This window comes from Geobacillus lituanicus (assembly GCF_050994965.1).
Classification (GTDB): domain Bacteria; phylum Bacillota; class Bacilli; order Bacillales; family Anoxybacillaceae; genus Geobacillus; species Geobacillus stearothermophilus.
The window spans coordinates 2,829,851-2,856,482 of record NZ_CP194773.1 but is presented as its reverse complement, the minus strand read 5'-3'; the positions used below and the strand labels follow the sequence as shown (position 1 = coordinate 2,856,482).

Sequence of the window (26,632 nt, the reverse complement as noted above, 5' to 3'; positions counted from 1 at the left end):
TGTTGTTGAGCCATGGCGTTGTGTTGCCATGGGAAGAAGGGTGGAACCACGACGAAAACTCGTCCCTTTTGAGGGAGGAGTTTTTTTCTTTTTTAATTATGACAAAGGAGTGATTGCCGATGCCAGACATGATTCGCATCACGTTCCCGGACGGGGCGCAAAAGGAGTTTGCGAGCGGGACATCGACCGAAGACATCGCCGCGTCGATCAGTCCGGGGCTGAAGAAAAAAGCGATCGCCGGGAAACTGAACGGCCGGTTCGTCGATTTGCGCACGCCGCTTCATGAGGACGGCGAGCTGGTGATTATCACCCAAGATATGCCAGAGGCGCTTGATATTTTGCGCCATAGCGCCGCCCATTTAATGGCGCAGGCGATCAAACGGCTGTATCGCAACGTCAAGCTCGGCGTCGGACCCGTTATTGAAAACGGCTTCTACTATGATATCGATATGGAGCATAAGCTGACGCCGGACGATTTGCCGAAAATTGAGGCGGAAATGCGCAACATTGTCAAAGAAAACTTGGATATCGTCCGCAAAGAAGTGAGCCGTGAAGAAGCTATCCGGCTGTATGAAGAAATCGGCGATGAGTTGAAGCTCGAGTTGATCGCTGATATTCCAGAAGGCGAGACGATTTCCATTTACGAGCAAGGCGAGTTTTTCGACCTTTGCCGCGGCGTGCACGTGCCGTCGACCGGCAAGATCAAAGAATTCAAGCTGCTCAGCATCTCGGGAGCCTACTGGCGCGGTGACAGCAACAACAAAATGCTGCAGCGCATTTACGGGACAGCGTTTTTCAAGAAGGAAGATTTGGAGCGCTATTTGCATCTTCTCGAAGAGGCAAAGGAGCGCGATCACCGCAAATTAGGAAAAGAGCTTGAGCTGTTTGCGACGTCGCAAAAAGTCGGGCAAGGCTTGCCGCTTTGGCTGCCGAAGGGGGCGACGATCCGCCGGATCATTGAACGGTATATCGTCGACAAAGAAATCGAGCTTGGCTATGACCATGTGTATACGCCGGTGCTCGGCAGCGTCGAGCTGTACAAAACGTCAGGACACTGGGACCATTACAAAGAAAACATGTTCCCACCGATGGAAATGGACAATGAACAGCTTGTGCTGCGTCCGATGAACTGCCCGCACCATATGATGATTTACAAAAGCAAGCTGCACAGCTACCGTGAGCTGCCGATTCGCATCGCCGAACTTGGCACGATGCACCGCTACGAAATGTCCGGAGCGCTTACCGGCTTGCAGCGCGTCCGCGGCATGACGCTTAATGACGCCCATATTTTCGTGCGCCCTGACCAAATTAAAGACGAGTTTAAACGTGTCGTCAACTTGATTTTAGAAGTATACAAAGATTTCGGGCTTGACGAGTACTCGTTCCGCTTGTCATACCGCGATCCGCATGACAAAGAAAAATATTACGACGACGATGAAATGTGGGAAAAAGCGCAACGAATGCTGCGCGAAGCGATGGACGAGCTCGGTCTCGACTACTATGAGGCTGAAGGGGAAGCGGCGTTTTACGGGCCGAAGCTCGATGTGCAAGTGCGCACGGCGCTCGGCAAAGACGAAACGCTCTCAACGGTGCAGCTCGACTTCCTCTTGCCGGAACGTTTTGACCTTACGTACATCGGCGAAGACGGGAAGCCGCACCGCCCGGTTGTCATCCACCGCGGCGTCGTCTCAACGATGGAGCGGTTTGTCGCGTTCTTGATCGAAGAATACAAAGGCGCGTTCCCGACATGGCTCGCCCCGGTTCAAGTCAAGGTGATCCCGGTGTCGCCGGAGGCGCACCTCGATTACGCCTATGACGTGCAGCGGACGCTGAAAGAACGCGGCTTCCGCGTTGAAGTCGACGAGCGCGACGAAAAAATCGGCTACAAAATCCGCGAAGCGCAAATGCAAAAAATCCCGTACATGCTCGTTGTCGGCGACAAAGAGGCGGCCGAGCGAGCGGTCAACGTCCGACGCTACGGCGAAAAAGAGAGCCGGACGATGGGGCTTGATGAATTTGCCGCCTTGTTAGCGGAAGACGTGCGGGAAAAACGGGCGAAATAAGGAACGACCTATGGCGGTCCGACGCGTTTCGGACCGCTTTTTTTTCGCGCGCAGGCGGAGGCTGGAGCGCATTGTTGCGGTCAACTGAAAATTTTCTCTTGCTAACGAAGTGAGAATCCATTATAATAAAGGACGTTGTGTTTATCAAGAGCCGCTCCTTGACATGCCATCGCCAAGGTGGTATAGTGTATAAAGTGGAATGATTGCTTGTTTGTAACGAAAGCAGAAGCGCCCGCTTCTCACCTGACCGACGCCAAGAAGGCTGTTGGCAGGTTGTTACGGTTCGCCAACTTTTTGTCCGAACGTCGTGCGCGGGTGCTTTGTGCATCCGCGCTTTTTCGTTGAGAGCGGGCTCTGCCGGCAAACAAGCCAGTTGGAAAAAACCTTGGAGGTGGCTCATTATTAGCAAAGATTTCATTATCAACGAGCAAATTCGTGCCCGGGAAGTGCGCTTGATCGATCAAAACGGCGACCAACTTGGCATCAAGTCGAAGCAGGAAGCGCTCGAAATTGCGGCGAGACGCAACTTGGACCTCGTGCTTGTGGCGCCGAACGCCAAACCGCCTGTTTGCCGCATCATGGATTACGGGAAATTCCGCTTCGAGCAGCAGAAGAAAGAAAAAGAAGCGCGCAAAAAGCAAAAGGTCATCAATGTGAAAGAAGTGCGCCTCAGCCCAACGATCGAGGAGCATGACTTCAACACGAAACTGCGCAACGCGCGCAAGTTTTTGGAAAAAGGCGATAAAGTGAAAGCGACGATCCGCTTCAAAGGACGGGCGATCACCCATAAAGAAATCGGACAGCGCGTCCTTGACCGCTTCTCGGAAGCGTGCGCCGACATCGCGGTCGTCGAAACGGCGCCGAAAATGGACGGGCGCAACATGTTTCTCGTGCTCGCACCGAAAAACGACAACAAGTAAGGAGGAAACTGTGATGCCAAAAATGAAAACTCACCGCGGCTCGGCGAAACGGTTCAAAAAGACGGCGAGCGGCAAATTGAAACGCGGCCATGCGTATACGAGCCACTTGTTTGCCAATAAAACGAAAAAACAAAAACGCCAGTTGCGCAAAGCGACGCTCGTTTCGCCTGGCGATTTCAAACGCATTCGCCAAATGCTCGACAACTTGAAATAACGACCGACTATAGGAGGGAACGATTATGCCACGCGTAAAAGGTGGACCAGTGACGCGCAGACGTCGCAAAAAAGTATTGAAGCTTGCGAAAGGCTATTTCGGCGCGAAACACGCGTTATATAGAGTTGCGAACCAGCAAGTGATGAAATCGCTCATGTATGCGTATCGCGACCGCCGTCAACGGAAGCGCGATTTCCGCAAACTGTGGATCGCCCGCATCAATGCGGCGGCCCGCCAAAACGGCCTGTCGTACAGCCGTTTGATGCACGGCTTGAAATTGGCCGGCGTCGAAGTCAACCGGAAAATGCTCGCCGACTTGGCGGTCAACGACCAAGCGGCGTTTGCCCAACTCGCCGATTTGGCGAAAGCGAACTTGAATAAGTAACCATGACGGCCATCCTGACAAAGGGTGGCCGTTTTTCTTCGGCAACGAAATGGGGGGGCTTGAAAGCCGATCAGCGCTGCTGTTTTTCTGTCAAGGAAAGGGATGGATATGGTACAATACGGAATAGCGATCAATCTTCTTGCCTTTTTTATGATGGGGCTCGACAAACAAAAAGCGAAACGCCGCCGCTTTCGCATCGCCGAGCGGACGCTTTGGCTGCTGGCGTTTGCGGGCGGGGCCATCGGTGCGGCAGCTGGAATGTACACGTTTCGCCATAAAACGCGCCATTCGGCTTTTCGCTATGGGCTTCCGCTGCTGGCAGCCGCGGAGGCGTTTTTCTATTGGAACTGGATGTGGTAGAAGGGGGAAAAGAGCATGGATTGGCCTTTGCTTTACGATATGCAGCGCATGTTGGATGAGCGGATTGAAACAGAGCACGGCCTTATGCATGAGGACTTGTTCAATCGGAAAATGCTTGCGTTTCTCGTCGAACTTGGGGAGCTGGCCAATGAGACGCGCTGTTTTAAATTTTGGAGCATCAAACCGCCCGCGCCAGCCGAGCGAGTGCTTGAGGAATATGTGGACGGCTTGCATTTTTTATTGTCGCTTGGGCTGGATTGCGGGCTGTTTTATGAAAGCCGGGAGCTTCCGGCTGTCGAGCGGCCGCTTGTTGAGCAGTTTTTGGCCATCTTTCGCGCCGCCGAGCGGTTCGGGGAGACGAGAGCGCGAGGGGAATATGATGCGCTGTTTGCGGAGTATTGGCGGCTTGGCGTGGCGCTCGGTTTTTCTTCCGACGACATCGAGGCGGCGTATCGGCGGAAAAATGAAGTGAACCACAAGCGGCAAAACGAGCGCTACTGATCTTTTTTCGGGTGGCGAATGATTCATTTTGCCAATCGTCAGCCTTTTCAAGTATAATAAAAAAGTGGACAAAACCGGAAAGGGGTGCCAAGATGGTGAAGCTCGATGAAACGTTGACAATGCTGAAAGCGTTGACCGATGCGAAAGGCGTCCCCGGCAATGAGCGGGAAGCGCGCGATGTGATGAAGACATACATAGCTCCGTATGCGGATGAAGTGACAACGGATGGCCTCGGCAGCTTGATCGCCAAAAAAGAAGGGAAATCAGGCGGGCCGAAAGTGATGATCGCCGGCCATTTGGATGAAGTCGGCTTTATGGTGACGCAAATCGACGACAAAGGATTCATCCGCTTCCAAACGCTTGGCGGATGGTGGAGCCAAGTAATGCTCGCCCAGCGCGTGACGATCGTGACGAAAAAAGGCGACATCACCGGCGTCATCGGCTCAAAGCCGCCGCACATTTTGCCGCCGGAGGCGCGCAAAAAACCGGTCGACATCAAAGACATGTTCATCGACATCGGCGCGACAAGCCGCGAGGAAGCGATGGAGTGGGGCGTCCGCCCGGGCGATATGATCGTGCCGTATTTTGAATTTACGGTATTGAACAATGAAAAAATGCTGCTCGCGAAAGCATGGGACAACCGGATCGGCTGTGCGGTCGCCATCGATGTGCTCAAGCAGTTAAAAGGCGTCGACCACCCGAACACCGTATACGGCGTCGGCACGGTGCAAGAGGAAGTCGGCTTGCGCGGTGCGCGCACAGCGGCCCAGTTCATTCAGCCGGATATCGCGTTTGCTGTTGATGTCGGCATTGCCGGCGATACACCGGGCGTGTCGGAAAAAGAAGCGATGGGCAAACTCGGCGCCGGCCCGCACATCGTCCTGTACGACGCGACGATGGTGTCGCACCGCGGCTTGCGCGAATTCGTCATCGAAGTGGCGGAAGAGATGAACATTCCGTACCATTTTGATGCCATGCCGGGCGGCGGTACGGATGCGGGAGCAATTCACTTAACCGGTATCGGCGTTCCGTCGCTCACGATCGCCATTCCGACGCGCTACATCCACTCGCACGCCGCCATTTTGCATCGCGACGATTATGAAAACACGGTCAAGCTGCTTGTCGAAGTAATCAAACGGCTTGAAGCCGACAAAGTGAAACAACTGACGTTTGACGAATAAAAACACCGGCCGATTCGGCCGGTGTTCGTCATTGTTTAACCGCCTGCTCGAGCGTGGTGAGCATCATGTCTTTTTGCTGTTCATTGGCGTGCGTCCAAATGGCTTCAAAGAGGACGCCGAGGCCGGGCAAATATTTTTCCTCGCCACGCTGGATCGCGTCCTCGATTGTATTCTCGAGCTGTTCTTTCGAGTTGTTGGCGACGTTGTGCATAATGGCTTTCCGCAAGTTCAAATCCATTTGTCTCACCTCATTGGCCGTATTGTACACCGTTATCGTTTGCCAATGGCGGCGGATTTATACATGGAGCGGCTCTCGTATATGGTATAATAGAGGAAAAACTAGACCGAAATGAAACGACAGCTTGACTCAGTGACATGAGCGGCCGGCGTGCGGAACGGAACGAGCCTGGCTTTGTGAAGGAACTTGGCTTTGGTCGTGAAAGATGACAACGGCACACATTTTGTTATAATCAAATGAAGAAACTTGACGAATGAGGTGACGACACAATGGAAAAAGCGACATTCGCCGGCGGCTGCTTTTGGTGCATGGTGACGCCGTTTGAGGAGCTTGACGGCATTTACGGCATCGTCTCCGGCTATACGGGCGGGCATGTCGAAAACCCAACATACGAGCAAGTGAAAACCGGCACGACCGGCCATTACGAAGCGGTGCAAATCACGTTTGACCCGGACGTCTTTCCGTATGAGCGGCTGTTGGAGCTGTATTGGTGTCAAATCGACCCGACCGATGACGGCGGCCAGTTTCACGACCGCGGGCCGCAATACCGGACGGCGATTTTTTACCATAACGAAAAACAGCGCCAGCTCGCCGAGCAGTCAAAGCGGGCGCTCGAGGAAAGCGGACGCTTCTCGAAGCCGATTGTAACGAAAATTTTGCCGGCGACGACGTTTTACCCGGCGGAAGAGTATCATCAAAACTACCATAAGAAAAATCCGGAGCATTACAAGCAAGACCGCGCCGCGTCCGGGCGCGACGAGTTTATCGCCAAACATTGGGGGACGAAACGGTGAAGCGGATCGAATCGCCGAAAAATGCGCGCGTCAAACAATGGAAAAAGCTGCTGACCAAAAAAGGGCGCGATGAGACCGGATTGTTTTTGCTTGAAGGGTTTCATCTTGTCGAAGAGGCTGTAAAAAGCCGAGCGCCGCTTGTTGAGCTGATGGTGGACGAGCGGACAGCCATCCCGCCCGGCTGGGACGTCAGCGTCCCGGTTGTGATCGTGACCGAAGCGGTGATGAAGGCGATCAGCAGCACGGAGACGCCGCAAGGCATCGCCGCGGTGTGCCGACAGCTGCCGGCCGAGCTTGAAGGCGTGAAGACCGCCTTGCTCATTGACGCCGTGCAAGACCCGGGCAATCTCGGGACGATGATTCGCACCGCCGATGCCGCCGGGATCGATGCTGTCATCCTTGGCGAAGGGTGCGCCGATGTGTACAATCCGAAAGTCGTGCGGGCGACGCAAGGGTCGCTGTTTCATCTTCCGGTTGTCAAAGGCGATTTGGCGCAATGGATCGCGCGTTTCAAGGAGCAGGGCATTCCGGTGTACGGAACGGCCTTGGAGAATGCCGTTGATTACCGCACCGTTCCGCCTTCGTCTTCCTTCGCCTTGCTCGTCGGCAATGAAGGAAGCGGCGTCCGGCGCGAATGGCTCGAGATGACGACGGAAACCATCTACATCCCGATTTACGGCCAAGCCGAGTCGCTGAATGTCGCCGTCGCGGCCGGAATTTTGCTTTATTCCTTGCAGGCGGTGCGGTAAACGATGAGCTGCGCAAAGAAATTTCGGCCTGACCTTGCCTTTGCCGTTTTCTTTGCGTATAATAAATAGCGACATTTTCCATACGGACAACAACGATGACGGAGAAAAGTAGCTTGCTGCTCGCCATCCAGGGAGAAAACGCCGGAGACTGGGAGCGTTTTTATGGCCGACGCAAGTGAAGTTCACCTCCCGAGTTGGCACCGGGACCATCCCAAAAGGGGATGTAAAGGTGTTCCGGCTTTCGGCCGTTATCGCAATGAAGCGAACAGCACATTTGTGCTGTTAACAAGGGTGGTACCGCGAGCAACAACTCGTCCCTTACCGGGGGGCGGGTTTTTTATTTTGGATAGAGGAGGGACTCAAGTGAAAGAACGGCTGTACGAGCTGAAGCAAGAAGCGCTTCGCCGAATCGATGAGGCGAAAGACGTCAAAGCACTGAATGACGTGCGCGTCGCTTACTTGGGCAAAAAAGGGCCGATCACCGAAGTGCTGCGCGGCATGGGGGCATTGCCGCCGGAAGAGCGCCCGAAACTCGGCGCGCTGGCCAATGAAGTGAGAGCGGCGATTCAGCAGGCGCTCGAGGCGAAACAAGCGAAACTGGAACAGGAGGAAGTCGAGCGGAAGCTGGCCGCCGAAGCGATCGATGTGACGCTGCCGGGACGACCTGTGAGTCTTGGCAATCCCCATCCGCTGACACGCGTCATTGAAGAAATTGAAGATTTGTTTATCGGCATGGGCTATACGGTCGCCGAAGGGCCGGAAGTCGAGACCGACTATTACAACTTTGAGGCGCTCAATTTGCCAAAAGGCCACCCGGCCCGCGATATGCAAGATTCGTTTTACATCACGGAGGAGATTTTGCTTCGCACCCACACATCGCCGATGCAGGCGCGGACGATGGAAAAACACCGCGGGCGCGGCCCGGTGAAAATCATTTGTCCGGGCAAAGTGTACCGCCGCGATACGGACGATGCGACGCATTCGCACCAGTTTACGCAAATTGAAGGATTGGTTGTGGACCGGAACATCCGGATGAGCGATTTGAAAGGGACGCTGCGCGAATTTGCCCGCAAGCTGTTCGGGGAAGGGCGCGACATCCGCTTCCGGCCGAGCTTTTTCCCGTTCACCGAGCCGTCGGTCGAAGTCGATGTGTCCTGCTTCCGATGCGAAGGGCGGGGCTGCGGCGTCTGCAAAGGCACCGGCTGGATCGAAATTTTAGGAGCCGGCATGGTGCATCCGAACGTGCTTGAGATGGCCGGCTTTGATTCGAAAACGTACACCGGCTTTGCGTTCGGCATGGGGCCGGAGCGGATCGCGATGCTGAAGTACGGCATTGACGACATCCGTCATTTCTATCAAAACGATCTACGTTTCTTGCGGCAATTTTTGCGTGTGTAACAGAAAAAGGAGGGGTTTTCCATGCTCGTGTCTTACCGTTGGCTGAGCGAGTACGTCGATTTGACGGGGGTCACCGCCGCGGAACTCGCTGATCGCATCACGAAAAGCGGCATTGAAGTCGAGCGGGTTGAGGCGCTCGACCGCGGGATGAACGGCGTCGTCATCGGCCATGTGCTCGAGTGCGAGCCGCACCCGAATGCGGATAAACTGCGGAAGTGCCTCGTTGACCTTGGCGAAGGCGAGCCGGTGCAAATCATTTGCGGCGCCCCGAACGTCGCCAAAGGGCAAAAGGTCGCCGTCGCCAAAGTCGGGGCGGTGCTGCCGGGCAATTTCAAAATCAAACGGGCGAAGCTGCGCGGGGAAGAATCGAACGGAATGATTTGTTCGCTCCAAGAGCTCGGCGTCGAAACGAAAGTCGTGCCGAAAGAGTATGCAGACGGCATTTTCGTCTTTCCGAGCGATGCGCCGGTCGGCGCCGATGCACTGGAATGGCTCGGCTTGCACGATGAAGTGCTCGAACTGTCTTTGACGCCCAATCGCGCCGACTGTTTAAGCATGATCGGCGTCGCCTATGAAGTCGCGGCCATTCTCGGACGTGAAGTAAAGCTGCCGAAAGCGGCGGTCAAAGAAACGAACGAAAACGTTCACGACTACATTTCCGTCCGCGTCGAGGCGCCGGAAGACAACCCGCTGTACGCCGGGCGGATCGTGAAAAACGTCCGGATCGGCCCGTCGCCGCTTTGGATGCAAGCGCGCTTGATGGCAGCCGGCATTCGCCCGCACAACAACGTCGTCGACATTACGAACTACATTTTGCTTGAGTATGGCCAACCGCTTCATGCGTTTGACTACGACCGCCTCGGTTCGCAGGAAATTGTCGTCCGCCGCGCAAAGGCAGCCGAAACGATTGTCACGCTCGATGATGTCGAACGGAAGCTGACCGAAGACCACCTTGTCATCACGAACGGCCGCGAGCCGGTCGCCTTAGCCGGGGTGATGGGCGGGGCGAATTCGGAAGTGCGCGATGACACGAAAACCGTGTTTATTGAAGCGGCGTACTTTACAAGCCCGGTCATCCGCCAGGCGGTAAAAGACCACGGGCTGCGCAGCGAAGCGAGCACTCGGTTTGAAAAAGGCATCGATCCGGCGCGGACGAAAGAAGCACTCGAGCGCGCCGCCGCCCTGATGGCCGAATACGCCGGCGGCGAGGTCGTCGGCGGCGTCGTGGAAGCGAGCGTGTGGCGTGAGGAGCCGGTGGCGGTGACGGTCACGCTCGAACGCATCAACGGTGTCCTCGGCACGGCGATGTCGAAAGAGGAAGTGGCCGTGATTCTTTCGAATTTGCAATTTCCGTTCACAGAAGACAACGGAACGTTTACGATCGATGTCCCGTCGCGTCGGCGCGACATTGCGATTGAAGAAGACATCATCGAGGAAGTGGCGCGCTTGTATGGCTACGACCGTCTGCCGGCGACGCTGCCGGTGGCGGAGGCGAAGCCGGGCGGACTCACGCCGCATCAGGCGAAGCGCCGCCGCGTCCGCCGCTATTTGGAAGGGGCGGGCTTGTTCCAAGCCATCACGTATTCGCTCACGAGCCCGGACAAAGCGGCGCGCTTTGCGCTTGAGACGGCCGAATTGGTCCGCTTGGCGCTGCCGATGAGCGAAGAGCGGAGCGTTTTGCGGCAAAGCTTAATTCCGCATCTGCTTGAAGCGGCGAGCTACAACCGCGCCCGCCAAGTCGAGAACGTCGCCTTGTACGAAATCGGCTCTGTCTACTTGTCCAAAGGAGAAGGCGTCCAACCAGCGGAAAAAGAGCGCCTCGCCGGCGTTCTCACCGGCTTATGGCACGCCCATTTATGGCAAGGAGAGAAAAAGGCCGTTGATTTTTACGTTGCCAAAGGCATTTTGGACGGCTTGTTCGACTTGTTTGGACTCGCCGCCCGCATCGAGTACAAGCCGGCCAAGCGCGCCGATTTGCATCCGGGACGGACGGCGGAGATTGCGCTTGACGGCAAGGTGATCGGCTTTGTCGGCCAGCTCCATCCGGCCGTGCAAAAAGAGTACGATTTAAAAGAAACGTACGTGTTCGAGCTCGCCTTGACCGATCTGTTGAACGCCGAAAGCGAAGCGATCCGCTACGAGCCGATTCCGCGCTTCCCGTCGGTCGTGCGCGACATCGCCTTGGTCGTTGACGAAATGGTCGAAGCCGGCGCCTTGAAGCAGGCGATCGCCGAAGCCGGGAAACCGCTCGTCAAAGACGTCTCCCTCTTTGACGTCTACCAAGGCGAGCGCCTGCCGGCCGGGAAAAAATCGCTCGCCTTCTCGCTCCGCTTCTATGATCCGGAGCGGACGCTCACGGATGAAGAAGTCACGGCCGTCTATGAGCGGGTATTGGCGGCGGTCGAGCAGCAATTTGGCGCCGTGTTGCGCGGGTAAAACGAAAAGCTGTTCCGAAAGCGATGGGCTTTTGGAACAGCTTTTTTTGATGAGAGCTCGTTTTCAAACAGATTCAGAAAACGAAGGATGCTAACAAAGGTGGATGCCCTGTCAGCCGCGTTCAGCTATAATGCGCCCGGTTTGCGACACATCGTACCCGCCGAGCGCTTCGAGTTCGGCGCGGAACGAATCGGAGCGGAGCACGTCGAGCACGGAAGCGATGAGCGATTCATTCTCCGGCGTCCGCAGCATGACGACATCATACTGTTCGTTCATTAGCGGAATGAACTCGACGCCGGCCATTCGCGCCACCTTTTCCGTGCCGATGCCGACATCGGCGAGACCTGACGCCACCGCGGAGGCGACGCTCAAATGGCTTGTTTCCTCGCGTTCATAGCCGCGAATGGCGGACGGCGACAATCCATGCAGGCGCAGCTGTTCATCTAACAGGACGCGCGCCCCGGCCCCTTTCTCCCGATTGACGATCACGACGTCGCTCCTTCCTAAGTCGCGCCACGTTTGAATGCTGCGAGGATTGCCCTTTGACACATAAAATCCAATCGGCCGGCGCATGACGTTCACCATGATGTACGCATGGCCTGTCAACAGCTTTTCCACATACGGACGGTTGTACTCGCCTGTCTGCCCGTCAAACAAATGCACGCTGACGATGTCGCATTGCCCTTTATACAGGGCGATCAGCCCATTGAGGCTGCTCGTGTAGGTGCGGAGCGATTGATAAGGGCCGTTTTTTTCCAGATGGACGCCAAGCAAATCGAGCGCCGCATCTTGGCCGCTGATGATGATGGGGCGAACGGCGGCTTCGACCGGCCGTGAAACGGTGGAAGAAACGGGGCTTGTCTCCCCTTTTTGCCCGTCGATGTACCGGCGAAGATCATCCGCGGTAATCCGCATTTGCCGCCCGACGCGAAAGGCGGGCAGCTTCCCTTTTTTCACTAAATCGTACACCGTTAGTTTGGACACTTTTAATAAGGAAGCGATTTCTTCAATCGTGTATGACTGCGGCTCCGTCATCATGCCATCCTCCTTTCTTTCATTGTAGCGCAAAGAACGCATGGGGAAAAATTTTTCTTTCCTAACTACTTATTATTATTTATAATTAGATATCATTACATATAAAAAGATAAGGGGGAGACAGATGCGAAAAATCGCATGGCTTGCCGCATTGCTCTTGCTGTTCGGCTTGTATGGCTGCGACAGCGGCTCAAAAGAGGGGAAGGGGCAAATGAAACCGGCGGATAAAGTGGAGCTCACCGTCTCCGCCGCCGCTAGTCTGCAAGAAGCGCTGGAAGAAGCGAAAACGGCGTTTGAACGAAAGCATCCGAACATCCGCATCCAATACAATTTCGGTGCGTCGGGCGCGTTGCAAAAGCAAATTTCCGAAGGGGCGCCGGTCGATCTTTTCTTTTCGGCGGCCGCTGAGCCGTTTGAAAAATTGAAAGCAGAAGGGTTGATCGATTCCAAACACGAAAAAACAGTGCTGGCGAACGAACTCGTCCTCATTGCGCCAAAACAAGGGGAAGGAGCGGTTCAGTCGCTCGATGACATCATCCGCGCCAAACGGATCGCCATCGGCATCCCCGAATCGGTGCCGGCCGGCATGTACGCGAAACAAACGTTGGAGAAGGCGGGGCTGTGGGAGAAGGTGGCACCGAAGCTCGTGTACGCGAAAGACGTTCGCCAAGTGTTGACGTATGTGGAAACCGGCAACGTCGACGCCGGATTTGTGTACCGGACGGACGCGCTCGCCTCGGAGAACGTCAATATCGTCGCTGCCGTGCCAAGCGGCATGCACGACCCGATCGTCTATCCGCTTGGTGTCGTCAAGACGAGCAAACATCTCAAGGAGGCGCAACAGTTTTACTCGTATTTGACAAGCGGTTCAGCGCTGCAAATGTTCGAAGAGCACGGATTTCGCCGCGCCCGCTAGAAGACTGGTGGGCGAGTAAAAATACCGCTGAATCCTGTCTTTTCTCAACTAGAGAAGCCTAGCACAATCAGCCTTCTTTTTTGGCAAAATGCCGCCTGTTTGCTGTCCTTCACATGGGAAGGGGACATATGGTAAAATAACAAACAAGAAAACGTTATAGGCGATGGAGTTCGCCATAACCGCCGGCTTCCGGCTGATGACTCCTGCTGCAAATGAAAAGCGGCAGGAGTCTGTTTATTTTACGAAGGAGGGATGGTTATTGGTCTATCTCGCCGTCGGCGCAGCCGGCATGATCGGCGCGCTTGTCCGCTATGTCGTTGGTCTTGTCGTGCCCGCTGCCTGGTTGGGAGGGGTTCCGCTCGGAACGCTTTTGGTGAACTGGACCGGCTCGTTTTTGCTCAGCTGGCTTACGGTGGTGTTCACCCGCCGCCCGTCTTGGCCGCCGTGGTTGAAAACAGCGGCGACGACCGGGTTCATCGGCTCGTATACGACGTTTTCGACGCTCAGCGTCGAATGTGTGGAATGGATGGAACAAGGGCGCTTTGGCATGGCGGCCGTGTATATCGCCGCCAGCCTGTTTGGCGGGTTGCTCGCCTCATGGGCTGGATATGCCGCCGCTCAACCGGAACGGAAGGAAGGGATTGGATAATGTACGCACCGCTGTTTGTGGCGATCGGCGGTTTTTTCGGCGCCATGGCCCGCTATCTCGTCAGCCGCTGGGCGGCTCGGCGTTCGCGGCGTTTTCCCATAGGGACGCTCATTGTCAACTTGCTTGGGTCCTTTTTGCTCGGCTGGCTCGCCGGAAGCGGCGCCGCCGATGCGACGAAGCTGCTTGTCGGCACCGGCTTCATGGGCGCGTTCACGACGTTTTCGACGTTGAAATGGGAAAGCGTGCAAATGATGCAGCAACGCCAATGGGCGAAGGTGGTCGTTTATTTGGCGGCTACGTATTTGTGTGGCGTGTGGCTCGCGTGGCTTGGCTATCACGTGGGGCGGTGACCGCAGCGCCAAAAAACAAGCATTGTTTCTTAATTAGTTGATTGTGAAAAAGAACGTTCTTGGCTTGCTTTTAGAGGGCTGGTGATTGAATGAAAAATGTGAATCAACAACAGTGTTTTTCAATTTGATAAGCCTTGTAAAATCTGTTTTTCTCTTTGATCAAAAATGACCGATTTGCAGGAATGATTGTTTTTTCACCGCCCTTCTAGAGGGCCGGTGATTTAGTACAAAATACCGCTATTCCATCTTTTTCTCAATTAGAGAAGCCTTGCGAAATCAGCCTTCTTTTTTTGGTGAAATGCCGCTGATTTGCTCGTGGCAGCCGTTTTTCACCGGCCTTCTAGGCAATCAGTATGGATGAATGGATAGAAAAATCTTCCCCGCAAACGATTCGTTCGCGGGGAATCGGAGATCGATGAAGGACAACGACCGAAGCACGGATGGCGTTATCTTTTGCTTTTTCCAAACAATAATTCTTCAAGAATATCATGAATGCGTGTATTCTCGTACACGCCGGTGAACCGCTCCGCCCCCGGGCCCATGGCGGTCAGCGGCACATCGGCGGCGGTGTGGCCCGTTGTCGTCCAGTCGAGGGCGAACGTTTGCGAAGAACCAGCGATGGCAAACGGGCCGTCTTCGCCGGAAATCGTCTTGCCGTCTCCCGTCTCCCGACTCATCGGCGCCGCCCGTCGTTTCGATCGGAACATCGTTCTCCTCTCCCTTTTCAGATGATTTGGCCATTTTTTATCGTACAAGCCAAATGTTAAGCGTTCGTGAATGCAATGTAATGGCTTTGAAAAAATTTCCTCTCTATTCAAATTGGACGATAGAATGGTTTCTCCTTTGGCAACATTCCTTGTTGACTTTCTCTTTTTTCCTTGGTATCGTTACTAATAGTTCAACAGTTGAACAAAACGGATGACAGCTCTCCATCTACTGTTGAATCTGGTTGATTGTTCAATGATTGAACCATCGGAGGTGAATCAATGCCAGAACGAAACATCGACGAATGGATCGACCGCTATTTGTCCGTGTCGTTTCTCGTGATGAAACGCGGCGCGGCGCTTGTCAAAGACAGCCTTTGCGAAGAGATGACGCATGACCAATATTATTTGCTTCGCTACATCCGCCGGCGGGGGACGTGCACGTCAACGGAGCTCGCGGCGATGTTCGGGGTGAACAAAAGCGCGGTGACGGCGATGACGAACCGCCTTTTCGACAAAGGCTGGCTGCGCCGCGACCGTGACGAGAACGACCGGCGCGTCATCGTCTTATCGCTGACAGAGCACGGGGAAGCATGGGTGAAGGAGATGGACCGGAGCGTCTATCGGCTCGTCGAAGAAGTAATCGCCCGCTTTCCGGAAGAAGAAATTGAAGCGTTCATCCGCACGTATGAGCGGCTGGCCCGCGTGCTGCAGGAGGTGGAAGAGGCGACATGAAAGCGATCATCAAAGGAAAATGGCTCGTACTTGCGGCATGGATCGCCATGGCGGCCGTGCTCATGGCGACGGCGCCGAACATGGGCGAGCTTGTCCGCGAGAAAGGGCAGTTGAGCGTGCCGGACGGCTACTCGTCGTCGTTGGCGGCCAAGCTGATCAAAGAGGCGAACAGCCAGGAAAACAAACAAAACGAACGCTCCGCGGTGCTTGTCTTTTACCAAAAAGGCGGGTTGACGGCGGATGACAAAAAAGAGATTGAACGGGCGGTAAACGCGCTCGAAAAGAAAAAAGAGGAGCTTCATGTCACGAACATCGTCTCGCCGTTTGCCAACCCGAAGCTCGAAAAAGAACTCATCTCCAAAGACGGGACGACGATGCTCATTTCCATCGCCATCGACCCGGCCGGACGGACGGCGAAACAGCTGACGGATGCTTTATATAAAGCCGTCAGTGGCGTCAAAGTCGAGCATTATTTCACCGGCGGCTGGATGATCGATGAAGATGTGGTGGCAAGCTCACAGGCAGGCGTGAAAAAAACGGAAGGGATCACCGTCGTTTTTATTTTAATCGTCTTGCTCGCCGTGTTCCGTTCGCCGGTGGCGCCGCTCATTCCGCTGCTTGTGGTCGGGGCGACGTATGTCGTCTCGCAGTCGGTCGTTGCGTTTTTAGTAGATAAAGTGAATTTCCCGCTGTCGACGTTCACGCAAACGTTTTTAGTCGCGGTGTTGTTTGGCATTGGGACCGACTATTGCATTTTGTTGCTGAGCCGGTTTAAAGAAGAACTGGCGAAACGCGGCGATCGGGTGGAAGCGATCGTCGCCACGTACCGGACGGCTGGGAAAACGGTGGCGGCAAGCGGCATTGCCGTCATGATCGGCTTTGCGGCGATCGGTTTGTCGACGTTTAAGCTGTACCAATCGGCGGCGGCCGTCGCCGTTGGGGTAGCGGTGCTGCTTTTGGCGCTCGTGACGCTCGTGCCGTTTTTCATGGCCGTGCTTGGCGAGAAGCTGTTTTGGCCGGTGCGCGGGAAGCTTGAGCACGGGCAAAGCCGGCTTTGGCTCGCCGCCGGTCGCTTTGCCTTCGCCCGTCCGCTTCTGGCGCTGGCGATTGTTGGGATTGTGACGGTGCCGGTGCTCGCGACGTACGACGGCAAGCTGTCGTTTGACTCCATGGAAGAGATTGGCGATCATTACCGTTCGGTCAAAGCATTTCGCATCATCGCCGATCATTTCAATCCGGGAGATGCCATGCCGACGCAGGTGGTGGTAAAAAGCAAAGAGCCGCTTGATTCGGAAGAAGGGCTGGCGTTGATAGAGAAAATGAGCCGAGAGATCGAAAAAGTTGATGGCGTGGCAAGCGTCCGCTCGGCGACGCGTCCGACCGGAGAGCCGATTCAGGAGCTGTATGTCACCGAACAAGCGAAACAGCTCAAAGACGGCCTCGGCGCCGGCAAAGACGGCATCGAAAAAATCGGTGCTGGGCTTGAAACGGCAAGCGATCAGCTCTCCGCTTCCGCTCCGCAGCTGAAGCAGGCGTCATCCGGCATCGGCCAGCTCGTCTCCGGAACGGAGCGGCTTGAAGACGGCCTGCGCCAGCTGCAAACCGGTCTCAGTCAAATTGAACAAGGGGTGCGCCGGGGAGCAATGGGCGCCGGTGAGCTGAAAAACGGCTTAGTGACGCTTCGCGACAATGCGAAAAAGCTGCAGGAAGGCGCCACGCAGCTGCTTGACGGCTACAAGCAGGCGGAACAAGGACTGTCGGCGCTAAGCGGCCAGTACCGGCAAATCGAAGCGGGATTAAAAGCTGTCGCCGCTCAGCTTGCCGCCGTGCAGACGATGCTCGGGCAAGTCGAACAGTCGCATCCGGAACTCCGTCAAGATGGACAATACCAACAAGCGAAAATGACGGTCGCCGCCTTGTCCGAAAAGACGAACGAAATGGCGGACGGCCTCGTACAGTTGAACGGGGCGCTTGAGCAGGCGCGCGCCGGCTTGGCGAAAGCGAACGACTCGTTCGCCCAACTCGCGGCTGGCCAAGCGGCGGTCAACGGCGGCTTGGACCGGATCATCGCCGGGCTTTCGGAGCTCGAAGCCGGGTTGACGAAAGCGGCCGACGGCCAGAAACAGGCGGTCGACCAATTGCCGCAATTCTCCCGAGGGCTTGAGCAAGTGAACGGCGGCCAGCGCCAATTGCTTGAGCATTTCTCCGCCCTTGGCGGCCAGCTCGACCAGCTTGTAAACGGCTTGGACCAAAGCGCGTCCGGCCTTCAAAAAGTGGCGAACGGCCTCGGAACGGCGGAAACGTATTTAGCCGATTTGTCATCGGCGCCGGAGAAAGACATGGCTGGCTGGCACATGCCGAAAGAGGCGCGCGAAAGCAAAGACTTTGCGCAGGCGAAAGACGCGTATATGTCGAAAGACCGCCGCATCGTGACGTTCGATGTCATTTTAAAAGAAAATCCGTATTCAACATCGGCGCTCGGCCGCATCGATGACATTCGCGCCGCGGCCGAACGGGCAGTGAAAGGAACGAAGTGGGAAGACGCGACGATCGCTGTCGGCGGCGTCACCAGCACGTACGCCGATTTGCAGGCGATGTCGAACGCCGACTATCGGCATACCGCGGTGCTTATGCTCATTGGCATTGCCATCGTGTTGACGGTGCTGCTCCGTTCGCTGATCATGCCGCTCTATTTGATCTTGTCGCTCGTCCTGACGTATTACACATCGATGGCCGTCACCGAACTCATTTTCGTCAACGGCCTCGGCTATGCCGGCTTGAACTGGGCGGTGTCGTTCTTCGCCTTTGTGTTGCTGTTGGCGCTTGGCATCGACTACAGCATCTTCCTCATGGATCGGTTCAACGAATACCGCGGCCGGCCGGTGAAGGAAGCGATGCTGTCGGCGATGGGCCATATGGGGACGGTCATTATCTCCGCCGCCGTCATTTTAGGCGGAACGTTCGCCGCGATGTATCCGTCCGGCGTCTTGTCGCTCTTGCAAATCGCGACAATTGTGCTGACGGGGCTTCTCCTTTACGCCCTCGTCGTCCTGCCGCTCTTCGTGCCGGTCATGGTCCGCACGTTCGGTCGCGCGAACTGGTGGCCGTTCCGGCAGCCGGTGAGTGAAGCGGACGGACTGGAACAACAAAAAATCAGTTAAGATGGCGAGCCAACGCCGCTCCCCGCATGCTGGGGGCGGCGTTCTTTTTCAGGAGAGCTGGCACGATGCCGCCTCTCCTCATCAACGAAATATAGGTGCTCGTTGCTTGATCGTCCGCCAGCGATTCATTCCTTTTCCATTTCACAAAGCATATTTTTTCCTCTTTTGCCCAACATAAAGTATGATGAGTAGTAGAGAACATTCCAAAACCTAAAGGAGGGCTGCCGCATGACGAAACGAGTGCTCATGGTGGTGACGAACCATACGACGATCACCGACGACCATAAAACCGGGCTTTGGCTTGAGGAGTTTGCCGTACCGTATTTGGTATTTAAAGAAAAAGGGTATGACGTGAAAGTGGCGAGCATTCAAGGCGGCGAGGTGCCGCTTGACCCGCGCAGCATCAATGAAAAAGACCCGTCTTGGGCGGAGGCGGAAGCAGTGCTGAAGAACACAACACGTTTAAGCAAGGACGATGCACACGGGTTTGACGCCATTTTCCTTCCCGGTGGACACGGGACGATGTTCGATTTTCCCGACAATGAAACGCTGCAATACGTCTTGCAGCAGTTTGCCGAAGACGGGCGCATCATCGCCGCTGTCTGCCACGGTCCGTCAGGGCTGGTGAACGCCACATACAAAGACGGCACGCCGATTGTGAAAGGAAAAACGGTCACGTCATTTACGGATGAAGAAGAGCGTGAAGTCGGGCTTGATGTGCATATGCCGTTTTTGCTCGAGTCGACGCTGCGCCTGCGCGGTGCAAATTTCGTCCACGGCGAGAAATGGACCGATTTCTCGGTGCGCGACGGTAACTTGATCACCGGGCAAAATCCGCAATCAAGCCGAAGCACGGCGGAAAAAGTCGTCGCCGCGCTGGAAGAGCAGGCGTGAGCGATAAAGGCTGAATGTGCGGCAAAGGGGTGTCCCAAGAGAACGGGGCACCCTTTCTTCATGACGAGATGCAGGGACACACATATTGTATCTCTCTCTTAAAGAGAGGCAATTTTTTTGGGACAGCCTCTTGTTTTTTTTTGCACGTCCAGAATGCGGAGGAGATGGGCAAGGCGGTTCTCGATGATCAGATGGACATTGGTTGTTGATTATTCAACAAATTGCGTTGATTTAGCTATTGAAGAGAAACGAAGCTTTGATATCATAATAGACAAATGTTGAACATATGGACTGGCGGGCATCAATATGAAGGCGGAGAGGCCATCTCTGCCTTGGGGCCCGGATTAGCTATGGAAAGGAGAACACGCAAATGGGAGAAACAATCGAAATCGTCCGCAACGGCGCCCAGCCGTCGGCGAAAGGGCAGGACGCGTATTTCACCGGAAGCGTCCGCGTTGATTCACTCTTCCAAGAAAACGAATTCGCCCCGTACTCGGCGGCGTACGTTACGTTTGAACCGGGGGCGCGCACGGCATGGCACACCCATCCGGTTGGGCAAAGGCTGATCGTGACATATGGCGTTGGGTGGGTGCAGGAATGAGGCGGCCCGATTCGGGAAATTCGGGCCGGGGACGTCGTTTGGTTCCCGCCGGGCGTCAAACATTGGCACGGCGCGACGCCGACGACAGCGATGACTCATATCGCTTTAACAGGAGTCGCGAACGGCAAAGCGGTCGAATGGCTGGAAAAAGTGAGTGATGAACAGTATCGCCGGGATGAATAGGAGGAACACAATGGCTGGATGGTCAAGCGAAGAGCTGCGTCGAATCGCGGAAACGGATGATTTGCACATTTCGCCGTTCCGCGAAGACGGCAAAACGTATGGAACGCTGACGTGGATTTGGTCGGTGGTCGTTGGGGATTCCCTTTATGTGCGCGCCTACAACGGACAACGATCGAGCTGGTATCAGGCGGCCGTCAAACAGAGAGCGGGGCGGATCACGGCAGCCGGCATGACGAAGGAAGTTGCGTTCGAACCGGTCGACGGGCCGATCAACGATTCGATCGATGACGCCTACCGGGAAAAGTACAAAGGAAGCCCGTATTTGTCTTCGATGATCAACCCCCGCGCCCGTGCGGCGACGGTGAAAATCATTCCTCAGTAAGAAATAGTCGTTTTCAGCTGAAAACCGTCACCGATTGCCAGCTTGCAGCCCGGCGTCGGTGGCGGTTTTGGTCTTGCGTAAAACAGCGGATGCCAGGCCGCATGATCTTTAATCAAAATTGCGGTCCAGCAAGCGCCCCGTCTGCTCCGCGATGACGCGCGCCGGCAGCGGCCTGTCTTGCTTGAACCACCATTCGACAATCCCGACGACGGCGGAGGCGAAAAATTGCAAGACGACGTCCTCATTCAGCCCTTTGTTTTTTCCGCTTGACGTGTCGACATCCGGCTTGAATTCCTCGATCACCAGCCGCAAAAACCGATTGCGGAAAAACGGCGCCCCTTTGCTGGACAGCATCGTCGAAAAAAACAACTGATGGCGCTCAAAATATTCGTACCAAATGTAGTTTCCTTCCTCAAACGTCAAGTCAGCCGCCTCGCGGCACAGCTGCCGCAAGTTGTCCATATGTTCTTCAATCAGCTTGTCCAATAAATCGTATTTATCCGTGTAGTGAAGATAAATCGTTCCCCGGTTCACATTCGCCCGGTCGGCGATTTCTTGAATCGTGATGTCGTCAAACGGTTTTTCCGCCATCAGCTCGACGACCGCTTTTTTGATCGCTTCTTGGCTTTTCACAATGCGCCGGTCGATTTTCGTCATGGTGAACTCTCCCCTTCAAGGTCTATTCTTTGGGTAAATTATGGTTCATCACCAAATTTTGTGATTTAGTGACAAAAAAGAGAAAGCACTAACGAGATCCTGGCCATAATGTTAGCGGTGAAATAAACATTAAGGAGGTCTCGTAAGTGCTTTCTATATCACTAGGATTGCCAGAATTTAAAGTGATTAAACAAGAACTTCTTTCCTATGGTTATGCGATTCATGTAGAGAAAACAGAGACACAGGAACGTTGCCCTCATTGTGGATTTGCCACTTCCTCTGTCCACGACAAACGGACAAGAAAAGTACGGGATTTGGCGATTTTCCATCAACCGGTGTACTTGTTCGTAAAGGTAAAGCGCTATCGGTGCTGGAATTGTTCCCAAGTGTTTTCCGCCTCTTTGGAATCGATTCCACCCAATCAACACTACACCAATCGATTTTGTGAGTACTTGTATGAACTTTGCGAAGGCTCCACCATTCAAGAGGTTAGCCGAAAGCACCGTATTCCATATACAACGTAACTATTCACTCCGATAGTAGTATGTAAAGAAGCGCAACACAAATAGGGCATCCCCGTAATAGAAAATGCCCTAAGTGGTAGAAAGAACGCGATCAAGCGTGTCACCCGTCAACAGAAGACATAACGAATCCCACACGTTTTTTTCGTGTTTCGTCAGTGTGGAAACGATGCTTCTTGCGATGCAAAACGACTGCGCGAATGTTTCTTCGCGAAACGTACCCGAAATGTTCTCTTTGACTTTGACCATGCGAAGATCGCGTTCGGCTTGGTTGTTATCAAAGGGAACATGTACTTCACGTAAGAAACGCAGCGCTTCTTCCTTTCGTTTTTGAAGGCGTCGAACAAAAGCGAGTGCTTTTTTCGGAAGAGGCGTCATCGTTTCTAATCGGTGTTGTGCTCTTTCTAGGATACGATCATACACTCGTTCCCACCGTCTCGCTTCTTCTTCGGAAAGTGCACCGTGATGGGCTTCGACGGCTTGCTTGGCGGCTAACAGAAACGTGGTCATGCGCATCGCCCACGTATGCCCCTGTTCGATGAATCCTTTTAACTCACGCAAATGGTGGGCATGACAAAGGGCATGGGTGGCATGTGTGTATTTCGGATACGTACCGAACGCATCATGCATCATCGTCCCTTCATATCGGGGAAGAATCCCGATATCATCGGTCGCTTTTTTTCCACGAGAAGCGTGAGGAGCCAAGTATGTATATCTCGATGTACACGCGACATGCACCCATGCGAGTTTCCCATTGATGCGCAAACTCGTTTCATCGACATGCAGGATGTTGGATTCAAGTAAGGCGTCTTCGATGATGTCCATATTTGATTCCAGCGCTTCGCGTCCTCGTTTCACCATATTGGCAAGGGTTCCTGTACTAATCGAGTGTTGATATAACGCTTCGATTGTATCACTTAAACGCTTGTACGGGATCAATTGGATATGATGTAAATAAACAACGAGCGCCGTGAGCCGTGGACCGTATTGCACATGATTCGTGACATGGGATGGGAATTCGGCTTGTTGCACGCATCGACAATGTGGACACGATTTCACTTCACGTTCATGTTGTGTCACCTCGATCGCCACACGAGGGACATCAAACACTTGACGGATATCGACTTTGAACGGTTTGACGTCACGCAAAGAAGCTCCACATCCTTGACACGTATGCACACGGTGGACGACACGATGATGTGGATGTTCTACTTGACGGAGCGTCGTTCCTTGATGTCCTTCTTGTCCGCCTGGCTTGTTGCCAGATGGTTGACGGGAAGAACGTGTGTTGGCAAAACGGTCAGAAGATGGGGGCAAATGGCTATTGGAGCTGTTTTTTTTCGTGCGTGCTTCCAGCTCTTGAACACGGTACTTCAGTTGTTCATTTTCTTTGCGTAGTTGTTTGTTTTCGTGACGCAAATGTTCATTTTCTTGAACGAGTTGATGAATGAGCTGTTTTTGTTGTTGGACTTTGCCGATTAAGCCCTCAACTGTAAATACAGCTTGTTGTACCGTCAACATGTGATTCACCTCCTTGTCTATCAATATTCACATCATAGACAAGGAAAGAAGAAAATATTCAGCTCACTTTATGATGTGGCTGAATAGTTACCAGGAGAACGTATCGCTTGTCAAGTACATGTTGTGGTGATGAACCATATTTTTGATATACTTGGTTGGTGTTGAATGGTATAATAAAAATATACAGAAAGCGAGGGATAGCAATGGGAAATGTAGACATTTTAAAAAATCATAATGAAGATGAGCGCCACGACTACGTGCATATTTTTCAATTAGTTAAGCGGGCGTTACAGGAAGCGAATTTATTGCAGTTGACTGTTATTGAAGAACAAACAGATAAATTGATCGTGAAGCCGAAACCGTTGAGTACCGAGGATAAAGTGAAAGCTTTTGAAAGCTTAGCAGGTAGTGCCGTTCTCGCTGGTGAAAATGTAAAAGAGTTGCTTAAGATGGCTAATCGGGAAGAAGAATGGAGGAATAATGAGCTTGAGTAATATCGCACTTATTGATAATAACATTTATGTTTACCCGTGGTGCTAGTTGAGCTTTAGCGCTCAACTAGCCCAAGTGTAACCAGGGAATAAGCTAACAATATACCGTCTAGTGCCACTTCAAATCCGATAATCGAATTGGCTCGGATCCCCGTGATGCGATAGTGGTCAACCAGAACCGAGAACACCGTCTCGATCACTTTGCGTTTTTGTTGGATCCACTGCTCCCATGTCTCAGACGCACGATGTTTCTGGTTTTTTCGAGACGGAGTCCAAAGCGCCATTTGGTATTCTTCGTACAGCCTTTTTTGCAAGTCACGGCTAATGAATCCTTTGTCCCCAAAGTTATACGGGTGGGGAATTTGGGTCATCACGCTTTCGGCTGCGATTCGATCGTGGCAAGATGCTTCCGTCACCACATACCCCATTGGCAGCCCTTGATCGGTCACTTGAAGGTGCAGCTTCAACCCGTAGTACCATTGCTTTTTGGAAGCGCAATACCCGATGTCGGCGATCTCTTGAAACCGTTTGACGCGATGCATTCTTGCCGTATGGCACAACGGGAGCGGCAAGCTGTCCACGACGGCATAGGCATGATGTTGACCGCGTTTTGCCAGCTCATGACGGATCCATTTGATGGCGAAACCAAGCGCCCGGCAACGGCGGTTGTATCGGGAGCGTTCAAGAAACGAGCCGTTTGTGAACAAATTTCCCGTGACAAAACGATGCCATGCCCGTTCGGATGTAAAACCGAGCAGCTTTCCTAAAAGATGAATGGCGATGATGACAGCGTCCTCTTGCTTGACCAAATGGCGATTTCGACGATGAAGATGCACCTGAATGCATGAAAGTTGAGCAGAAACAAAAACGAAAATGGCGGCATATTGCTTTTGAATCTTGGCTCGATCTGTAGTAAAATGAAAGTGCTCTTGCATGGGGATTCTCCTTTCGAATGGCAGGTCGCACTTTCATTCTACAGGAGATCCGCCAGCAAGGGCTATTTTTATGCTTGCTCAAGTTTATCTAGCACCACGGGTTTATGTTTATCATTATTTGGGCTATGAGCCAGTGAAACACCTCTTCACCCAACTGTTAAACGATGGTTTTGAAATCGCAATGTCTAGCGTTGTTGCGATGGAGTTTCTTTCATATGAAAAGGTAGAAACGAACGAAGCCATTCGTCATAAGCGATACAGCTATATTCGGGCATCAACGCTATACAACGTGGACTTCGAAATAGCAGAAAAAGCAGCGGAATTACGAAGAAAATGTAAGATGGAAACCGGAAAAACATTAAAAGCAGGGGATGCGCTTATTGCTGCTACAGCGATTGCAAAAGGAATGACATTGTTTAGCAATAATGATAAAGATTTTGTACGTTTGCAAAAATGGGGATTGAATTATGTGAATCCTATTCAAGATCCAGAAGACTTGCAAAAATTTCTTAATAAGCTGTTATAAGACCGTTGCAATTCATTTAGACCTTTTTCGAAACATGTGCATGATGCTGTCTTCTAATTCAATGTCTTTATCACGCAAGCTTTTTGCGATGGTGAGTTTTTCAAAGAAACATTATACTCTCCTATGCTCACCGATCGTTCTCTCCTTACTTTTCCTTACAAACCCATATTTCTACATTTGCATTTCTCTTCTTCCTTCAGTATAGTATGTCAGAACGCCTGTTGTACTATTGGGCGCGGCTGTTTTCGTCCTCTCTTTTGCAAGGACAACGGTATGCCGCACTTCCACCGACGATTATGATCGTCATCCTGGGCGTGGTGCCTGTCACGCCCCGAATTGCTGGTTTTCTTGTCTTAGCTGCTCGTTTTCTTTGATGAGTTTTTCGATTGTTTGCGCTTGGCGCTCGATTTTTGCCACCATGCTTTCGAGTGTGAAGACCGCTTGTTGGAAATCAAAAACAACGTTTGCCATCCTGTTCACCTCCCTTGTCTTGGATGGTACTATATACATGCAACATGAAGAGTTAACTTCTCAGTCATCCTGCACACCCTAAACGCTGCAGCACTTCCTCCGGACGTTCGTGGATGTAGTTGACAAACCGAGTAATGGCTTGAATGATATCGTTGCGATCCTTGTGAAATACATTGGCAATCACCGTATCTTTCAGCCATTTCCATAAGCGTTCGATCGGGTTCAGCTGTGGCGAATAGGGAGGAAGGTAAATAAAGTGAAAACACTGCCCTTCTTCCCGCAAAAACTCCTTGACCATTTTGGCATGGTGAATGCGGGCGTTATCCAACACCAAAACCATGAGACGGTCTAAATAGCGCTCTTTGAGCATTCTCAAGAAATCCAAGAACGTCGCGGCATTGGCAGCGGTCGTTTGATGAAGCACCGTTTCACCATCATGGACGTTGACCGCGCCAAACAGCGATACGTGGGCATGATGGCCAAACGTCGGCACTTGTTTTTGGCGGCCGACTTCCGACCATGTGGACCGCAAGACATGGTAAGAGCGGATATGGGTTTCATCGATGTACAGAAGAACAGCATCTTCTGTCTCCTTGGTGATCAAGTTTTTTTTTATCAGATCCATTTGTTTTTCAAAACCCGTGGTGCTAGATAAAACTCA

General features: G+C 53.3%; 29 protein-coding genes, 2 pseudogenes, 1 riboswitch and 3 other annotated features (1 of these 35 only partly in view). Of the genes and pseudogenes, 23 read left to right on the top strand and 8 right to left on the bottom strand.

The window, feature by feature from the left end; translation table 11 throughout:
* Window positions 1-70: a binding site (T-box leader), on the top strand; it begins 156 nt to the left of the window's first position.
* A 49-nt stretch (window positions 71-119) separates the two neighbouring features.
* From thrS to ACR1UW_RS14605, 7 genes are all read left to right on the top strand, one after another.
* Window positions 120-2,063, top strand: a complete 1,944-nt coding sequence (thrS, locus tag ACR1UW_RS14635) for a threonine--tRNA ligase (protein WP_033010805.1) — start codon at window positions 120-122, stop codon at window positions 2,061-2,063.
* A gap of 214 nt (window positions 2,064-2,277) precedes the next feature.
* Window positions 2,278-2,409: a sequence feature (ribosomal protein L20 leader region), on the top strand.
* The gene (gene infC / locus ACR1UW_RS14630) at window positions 2,405-2,983 is read left to right on the top strand and encodes a translation initiation factor IF-3 (protein ID WP_080729625.1); all 579 of its coding nucleotides are present in this window, start codon (window positions 2,405-2,407) and stop codon (window positions 2,981-2,983) included. (Overlaps the previous feature by 5 nt.)
* A 13-nt stretch (window positions 2,984-2,996) precedes the next feature.
* Window positions 2,997-3,197, top strand: a complete 201-nt coding sequence (rpmI, locus tag ACR1UW_RS14625; RefSeq protein WP_025949458.1) for a 50S ribosomal protein L35 — start codon at window positions 2,997-2,999, stop codon at window positions 3,195-3,197.
* 25 nt (window positions 3,198-3,222) lie between these two features.
* Complete coding sequence (rplT, locus tag ACR1UW_RS14620; protein WP_011887944.1) at window positions 3,223-3,582, top strand: 50S ribosomal protein L20; 360 nt, start codon at window positions 3,223-3,225, stop codon at window positions 3,580-3,582.
* Window positions 3,583-3,690: 108 nt separating this feature from the next.
* Window positions 3,691-3,942: a DUF1294 domain-containing protein gene (locus ACR1UW_RS14615; protein WP_033010804.1), complete on the top strand. Its 252-nt coding sequence runs from the start codon at window positions 3,691-3,693 to the stop codon at window positions 3,940-3,942.
* A gap of 15 nt (window positions 3,943-3,957) precedes the next feature.
* A complete protein-coding gene (locus ACR1UW_RS14610) occupies window positions 3,958-4,443 on the top strand; it encodes a dUTP diphosphatase (protein WP_033010803.1) in 486 nt (161 codons plus the stop codon).
* Between the two features lie 92 nt (window positions 4,444-4,535).
* Window positions 4,536-5,624, top strand: a complete 1,089-nt coding sequence (locus ACR1UW_RS14605) for a M42 family metallopeptidase (protein ID WP_498933882.1) — start codon at window positions 4,536-4,538, stop codon at window positions 5,622-5,624.
* A 28-nt stretch (window positions 5,625-5,652) separates the two neighbouring features.
* Here the strand turns inward: ACR1UW_RS14605 and sspI are convergent, their stop codons facing one another.
* Window positions 5,653-5,862 carry a small acid-soluble spore protein SspI gene (gene sspI / locus ACR1UW_RS14600; RefSeq protein ID WP_015375579.1) on the bottom strand — a complete coding sequence of 70 codons (210 nt, stop codon included), beginning with the start codon at window positions 5,860-5,862 and terminating at the stop codon, window positions 5,653-5,655.
* A gap of 269 nt (window positions 5,863-6,131) precedes the next feature.
* Here sspI and msrA point away from each other — a divergent pair, with 269 nt between their 5' ends.
* From msrA to pheT, 4 genes are all read left to right on the top strand, one after another.
* The gene (gene msrA, locus ACR1UW_RS14595; protein WP_013144533.1) at window positions 6,132-6,656 is read left to right on the top strand and encodes a peptide-methionine (S)-S-oxide reductase MsrA; all 525 of its coding nucleotides are present in this window, start codon (window positions 6,132-6,134) and stop codon (window positions 6,654-6,656) included.
* Entirely contained in the window at window positions 6,653-7,405 is a 753-nt protein-coding gene (locus ACR1UW_RS14590) for a TrmH family RNA methyltransferase (protein WP_033010801.1), read from the top strand. The genes msrA and ACR1UW_RS14590 overlap by 4 nt, the downstream gene beginning before the upstream one ends.
* An 86-nt stretch (window positions 7,406-7,491) precedes the next feature.
* Window positions 7,492-7,727: a binding site (T-box leader), on the top strand.
* A gap of 41 nt (window positions 7,728-7,768) precedes the next feature.
* On the top strand, window positions 7,769-8,803 hold the full coding sequence (gene pheS, locus ACR1UW_RS14585) for a phenylalanine--tRNA ligase subunit alpha (RefSeq protein WP_015375576.1): 1,035 nt from the start codon (window positions 7,769-7,771) through the stop codon (window positions 8,801-8,803).
* Window positions 8,804-8,824: 21 nt separating this feature from the next.
* A complete protein-coding gene (gene pheT / locus ACR1UW_RS14580; protein WP_429882598.1) occupies window positions 8,825-11,239 on the top strand; it encodes a phenylalanine--tRNA ligase subunit beta in 2,415 nt (804 codons plus the stop codon).
* Between the two features lie 111 nt (window positions 11,240-11,350).
* Here the strand turns inward: pheT and ACR1UW_RS14575 are convergent, their stop codons facing one another.
* A complete protein-coding gene (locus ACR1UW_RS14575; protein ID WP_498935324.1) occupies window positions 11,351-12,274 on the bottom strand; it encodes a substrate-binding domain-containing protein in 924 nt (307 codons plus the stop codon).
* A gap of 124 nt (window positions 12,275-12,398) precedes the next feature.
* On the opposite strand from ACR1UW_RS14575, the gene modA reads away from it, so the two are divergent.
* The 3 genes from modA to crcB all read left to right on the top strand — a co-directional run bounded on the left by modA (window position 12,399) and on the right by crcB (window position 14,189).
* Window positions 12,399-13,190: a molybdate ABC transporter substrate-binding protein gene (gene modA / locus ACR1UW_RS14570; protein WP_237420680.1), complete on the top strand. Its 792-nt coding sequence runs from the start codon at window positions 12,399-12,401 to the stop codon at window positions 13,188-13,190.
* A gap of 150 nt (window positions 13,191-13,340) precedes the next feature.
* A riboswitch (Fluoride riboswitch) is annotated at window positions 13,341-13,403 on the top strand.
* Window positions 13,404-13,449: 46 nt separating this feature from the next.
* The gene (locus tag ACR1UW_RS14565; protein WP_237420679.1) at window positions 13,450-13,839 is read left to right on the top strand and encodes a fluoride efflux transporter FluC; all 390 of its coding nucleotides are present in this window, start codon (window positions 13,450-13,452) and stop codon (window positions 13,837-13,839) included.
* Window positions 13,839-14,189, top strand: a complete 351-nt coding sequence (gene crcB / locus ACR1UW_RS14560) for a fluoride efflux transporter CrcB (RefSeq protein WP_498933878.1) — start codon at window positions 13,839-13,841, stop codon at window positions 14,187-14,189. Before ACR1UW_RS14565 ends, crcB begins: the two co-directional genes overlap by 1 nt.
* A gap of 446 nt (window positions 14,190-14,635) precedes the next feature.
* Here crcB and ACR1UW_RS14555 read toward each other — a convergent pair.
* Window positions 14,636-14,857, bottom strand: a pseudogene (locus ACR1UW_RS14555) (alkaline phosphatase); the annotation flags it as partial.
* Between the two features lie 318 nt (window positions 14,858-15,175).
* Between ACR1UW_RS14555 and ACR1UW_RS14550 the strand changes: the two are divergent.
* From ACR1UW_RS14550 to ACR1UW_RS14530, 5 genes are all read left to right on the top strand, one after another.
* Window positions 15,176-15,628, top strand: a complete 453-nt coding sequence (locus ACR1UW_RS14550; RefSeq protein WP_094239069.1) for a MarR family winged helix-turn-helix transcriptional regulator — start codon at window positions 15,176-15,178, stop codon at window positions 15,626-15,628.
* On the top strand, window positions 15,625-18,789 hold the full coding sequence (locus tag ACR1UW_RS14545; RefSeq protein ID WP_498933875.1) for an MMPL family transporter: 3,165 nt from the start codon (window positions 15,625-15,627) through the stop codon (window positions 18,787-18,789). Before ACR1UW_RS14550 ends, ACR1UW_RS14545 begins: the two co-directional genes overlap by 4 nt.
* A gap of 228 nt (window positions 18,790-19,017) precedes the next feature.
* Window positions 19,018-19,683, top strand: coding sequence for a type 1 glutamine amidotransferase domain-containing protein (locus ACR1UW_RS14540; RefSeq protein WP_033010793.1), 666 nt, complete (start codon window positions 19,018-19,020; stop codon window positions 19,681-19,683).
* 370 nt (window positions 19,684-20,053) lie between these two features.
* Window positions 20,054-20,284, top strand: a complete 231-nt coding sequence (locus ACR1UW_RS14535; RefSeq protein ID WP_498933873.1) for a cupin domain-containing protein — start codon at window positions 20,054-20,056, stop codon at window positions 20,282-20,284.
* A 193-nt stretch (window positions 20,285-20,477) separates the two neighbouring features.
* Window positions 20,478-20,849 (top strand): DUF2255 family protein, encoded by a 372-nt coding sequence (locus tag ACR1UW_RS14530; protein ID WP_434408809.1) that lies wholly within the window; start codon window positions 20,478-20,480, stop codon window positions 20,847-20,849.
* Window positions 20,850-20,957: 108 nt separating this feature from the next.
* Here ACR1UW_RS14530 and ACR1UW_RS14525 read toward each other — a convergent pair whose 3' ends face one another.
* Window positions 20,958-21,506: a TetR/AcrR family transcriptional regulator gene (locus ACR1UW_RS14525; RefSeq protein WP_434408807.1), complete on the bottom strand. Its 549-nt coding sequence runs from the start codon at window positions 21,504-21,506 to the stop codon at window positions 20,958-20,960.
* Window positions 21,507-21,652: 146 nt separating this feature from the next.
* Between ACR1UW_RS14525 and ACR1UW_RS14520 the strand changes: the two are divergent.
* Window positions 21,653-22,027 (top strand): annotated as a pseudogene (locus ACR1UW_RS14520) (transposase family protein); the annotation flags it as partial.
* Window positions 22,028-22,099: 72 nt separating this feature from the next.
* On the opposite strand, the gene tnpC reads toward ACR1UW_RS14520, so the two are convergent.
* Window positions 22,100-23,548 carry an IS66 family transposase gene (gene tnpC / locus ACR1UW_RS14515; RefSeq protein ID WP_498933870.1) on the bottom strand — a complete coding sequence of 483 codons (1,449 nt, stop codon included), beginning with the start codon at window positions 23,546-23,548 and terminating at the stop codon, window positions 22,100-22,102.
* Between the two features lie 203 nt (window positions 23,549-23,751).
* Between tnpC and ACR1UW_RS14510 the strand changes: the two genes are divergently transcribed.
* Window positions 23,752-24,042 (top strand): hypothetical protein, encoded by a 291-nt coding sequence (locus ACR1UW_RS14510; RefSeq protein ID WP_033010796.1) that lies wholly within the window; start codon window positions 23,752-23,754, stop codon window positions 24,040-24,042.
* A gap of 53 nt (window positions 24,043-24,095) precedes the next feature.
* Here the strand turns inward: ACR1UW_RS14510 and ACR1UW_RS14505 are convergent, their stop codons facing one another.
* A complete protein-coding gene (locus tag ACR1UW_RS14505) occupies window positions 24,096-24,974 on the bottom strand; it encodes an IS982 family transposase (RefSeq protein ID WP_011230510.1) in 879 nt (292 codons plus the stop codon).
* A gap of 70 nt (window positions 24,975-25,044) precedes the next feature.
* Here ACR1UW_RS14505 and ACR1UW_RS14500 point away from each other — a divergent pair, with 70 nt between their 5' ends.
* Window positions 25,045-25,500, top strand: a complete 456-nt coding sequence (locus tag ACR1UW_RS14500) for a PIN domain-containing protein (RefSeq protein WP_498933868.1) — start codon at window positions 25,045-25,047, stop codon at window positions 25,498-25,500.
* 206 nt (window positions 25,501-25,706) lie between these two features.
* Window positions 25,707-25,874 carry a PD-(D/E)XK nuclease family transposase gene (locus tag ACR1UW_RS14495; RefSeq protein WP_434408547.1) on the top strand — a complete coding sequence of 56 codons (168 nt, stop codon included), beginning with the start codon at window positions 25,707-25,709 and terminating at the stop codon, window positions 25,872-25,874.
* On the opposite strand, the gene ACR1UW_RS14490 is transcribed toward ACR1UW_RS14495, so the two are convergent.
* A complete protein-coding gene (locus tag ACR1UW_RS14490) occupies window positions 25,825-25,971 on the bottom strand; it encodes a hypothetical protein (RefSeq protein WP_167438902.1) in 147 nt (48 codons plus the stop codon). The two genes, ACR1UW_RS14495 and ACR1UW_RS14490, sit on opposite strands and share 50 nt — an antisense overlap.
* A gap of 64 nt (window positions 25,972-26,035) precedes the next feature.
* Complete coding sequence (locus ACR1UW_RS14485; RefSeq protein WP_498933865.1) at window positions 26,036-26,596, bottom strand: IS630 family transposase; 561 nt, start codon at window positions 26,594-26,596, stop codon at window positions 26,036-26,038.
* Window positions 26,597-26,632 lie beyond the last annotated feature (36 nt).

Excerpts from the sequence above, each read along its gene's own strand:
- thrS (WP_033010805.1), top strand. The coding sequence starts at position 120 with ATGCCAGACATGATTCGCATCACGTTCCCGGACGGGGCGCAAAAGGAG.
- rpmI (WP_025949458.1), top strand. The coding sequence starts at position 2,997 with ATGCCAAAAATGAAAACTCACCGCGGCTCGGCGAAACGGTTCAAAAAG.
- rplT (WP_011887944.1), top strand. The coding sequence starts at position 3,223 with ATGCCACGCGTAAAAGGTGGACCAGTGACGCGCAGACGTCGCAAAAAA.
- ACR1UW_RS14615 (WP_033010804.1), top strand. The coding sequence starts at position 3,691 with ATGGTACAATACGGAATAGCGATCAATCTTCTTGCCTTTTTTATGATG.
- ACR1UW_RS14610 (WP_033010803.1), top strand. The coding sequence starts at position 3,958 with ATGGATTGGCCTTTGCTTTACGATATGCAGCGCATGTTGGATGAGCGG.
- ACR1UW_RS14605 (WP_498933882.1), top strand. The coding sequence starts at position 4,536 with ATGGTGAAGCTCGATGAAACGTTGACAATGCTGAAAGCGTTGACCGAT.
- sspI (WP_015375579.1), bottom strand. The coding sequence starts at position 5,862 with ATGGATTTGAACTTGCGGAAAGCCATTATGCACAACGTCGCCAACAAC.
- msrA (WP_013144533.1), top strand. The coding sequence starts at position 6,132 with ATGGAAAAAGCGACATTCGCCGGCGGCTGCTTTTGGTGCATGGTGACG.
- pheT (WP_429882598.1), top strand. The coding sequence starts at position 8,825 with ATGCTCGTGTCTTACCGTTGGCTGAGCGAGTACGTCGATTTGACGGGG.
- ACR1UW_RS14575 (WP_498935324.1), bottom strand. The coding sequence starts at position 12,274 with ATGACGGAGCCGCAGTCATACACGATTGAAGAAATCGCTTCCTTATTA.
- modA (WP_237420680.1), top strand. The coding sequence starts at position 12,399 with ATGCGAAAAATCGCATGGCTTGCCGCATTGCTCTTGCTGTTCGGCTTG.
- crcB (WP_498933878.1), top strand. The coding sequence starts at position 13,839 with ATGTACGCACCGCTGTTTGTGGCGATCGGCGGTTTTTTCGGCGCCATG.
- ACR1UW_RS14550 (WP_094239069.1), top strand. The coding sequence starts at position 15,176 with ATGCCAGAACGAAACATCGACGAATGGATCGACCGCTATTTGTCCGTG.
- ACR1UW_RS14545 (WP_498933875.1), top strand. The coding sequence starts at position 15,625 with ATGAAAGCGATCATCAAAGGAAAATGGCTCGTACTTGCGGCATGGATC.
- ACR1UW_RS14540 (WP_033010793.1), top strand. The coding sequence starts at position 19,018 with ATGACGAAACGAGTGCTCATGGTGGTGACGAACCATACGACGATCACC.
- ACR1UW_RS14535 (WP_498933873.1), top strand. The coding sequence starts at position 20,054 with ATGGGAGAAACAATCGAAATCGTCCGCAACGGCGCCCAGCCGTCGGCG.
- ACR1UW_RS14530 (WP_434408809.1), top strand. The coding sequence starts at position 20,478 with ATGGCTGGATGGTCAAGCGAAGAGCTGCGTCGAATCGCGGAAACGGAT.
- ACR1UW_RS14525 (WP_434408807.1), bottom strand. The coding sequence starts at position 21,506 with ATGACGAAAATCGACCGGCGCATTGTGAAAAGCCAAGAAGCGATCAAA.
- tnpC (WP_498933870.1), bottom strand. The coding sequence starts at position 23,548 with ATGTTGACGGTACAACAAGCTGTATTTACAGTTGAGGGCTTAATCGGC.
- ACR1UW_RS14510 (WP_033010796.1), top strand. The coding sequence starts at position 23,752 with ATGGGAAATGTAGACATTTTAAAAAATCATAATGAAGATGAGCGCCAC.
- ACR1UW_RS14505 (WP_011230510.1), bottom strand. The coding sequence starts at position 24,974 with ATGCAAGAGCACTTTCATTTTACTACAGATCGAGCCAAGATTCAAAAG.
- ACR1UW_RS14500 (WP_498933868.1), top strand. The coding sequence starts at position 25,045 with ATGCTTGCTCAAGTTTATCTAGCACCACGGGTTTATGTTTATCATTAT.
- ACR1UW_RS14495 (WP_434408547.1), top strand. The coding sequence starts at position 25,707 with ATGTCAGAACGCCTGTTGTACTATTGGGCGCGGCTGTTTTCGTCCTCT.
- ACR1UW_RS14490 (WP_167438902.1), bottom strand. The coding sequence starts at position 25,971 with ATGGCAAACGTTGTTTTTGATTTCCAACAAGCGGTCTTCACACTCGAA.
- ACR1UW_RS14485 (WP_498933865.1), bottom strand. The coding sequence starts at position 26,596 with ATGGATCTGATAAAAAAAAACTTGATCACCAAGGAGACAGAAGATGCT.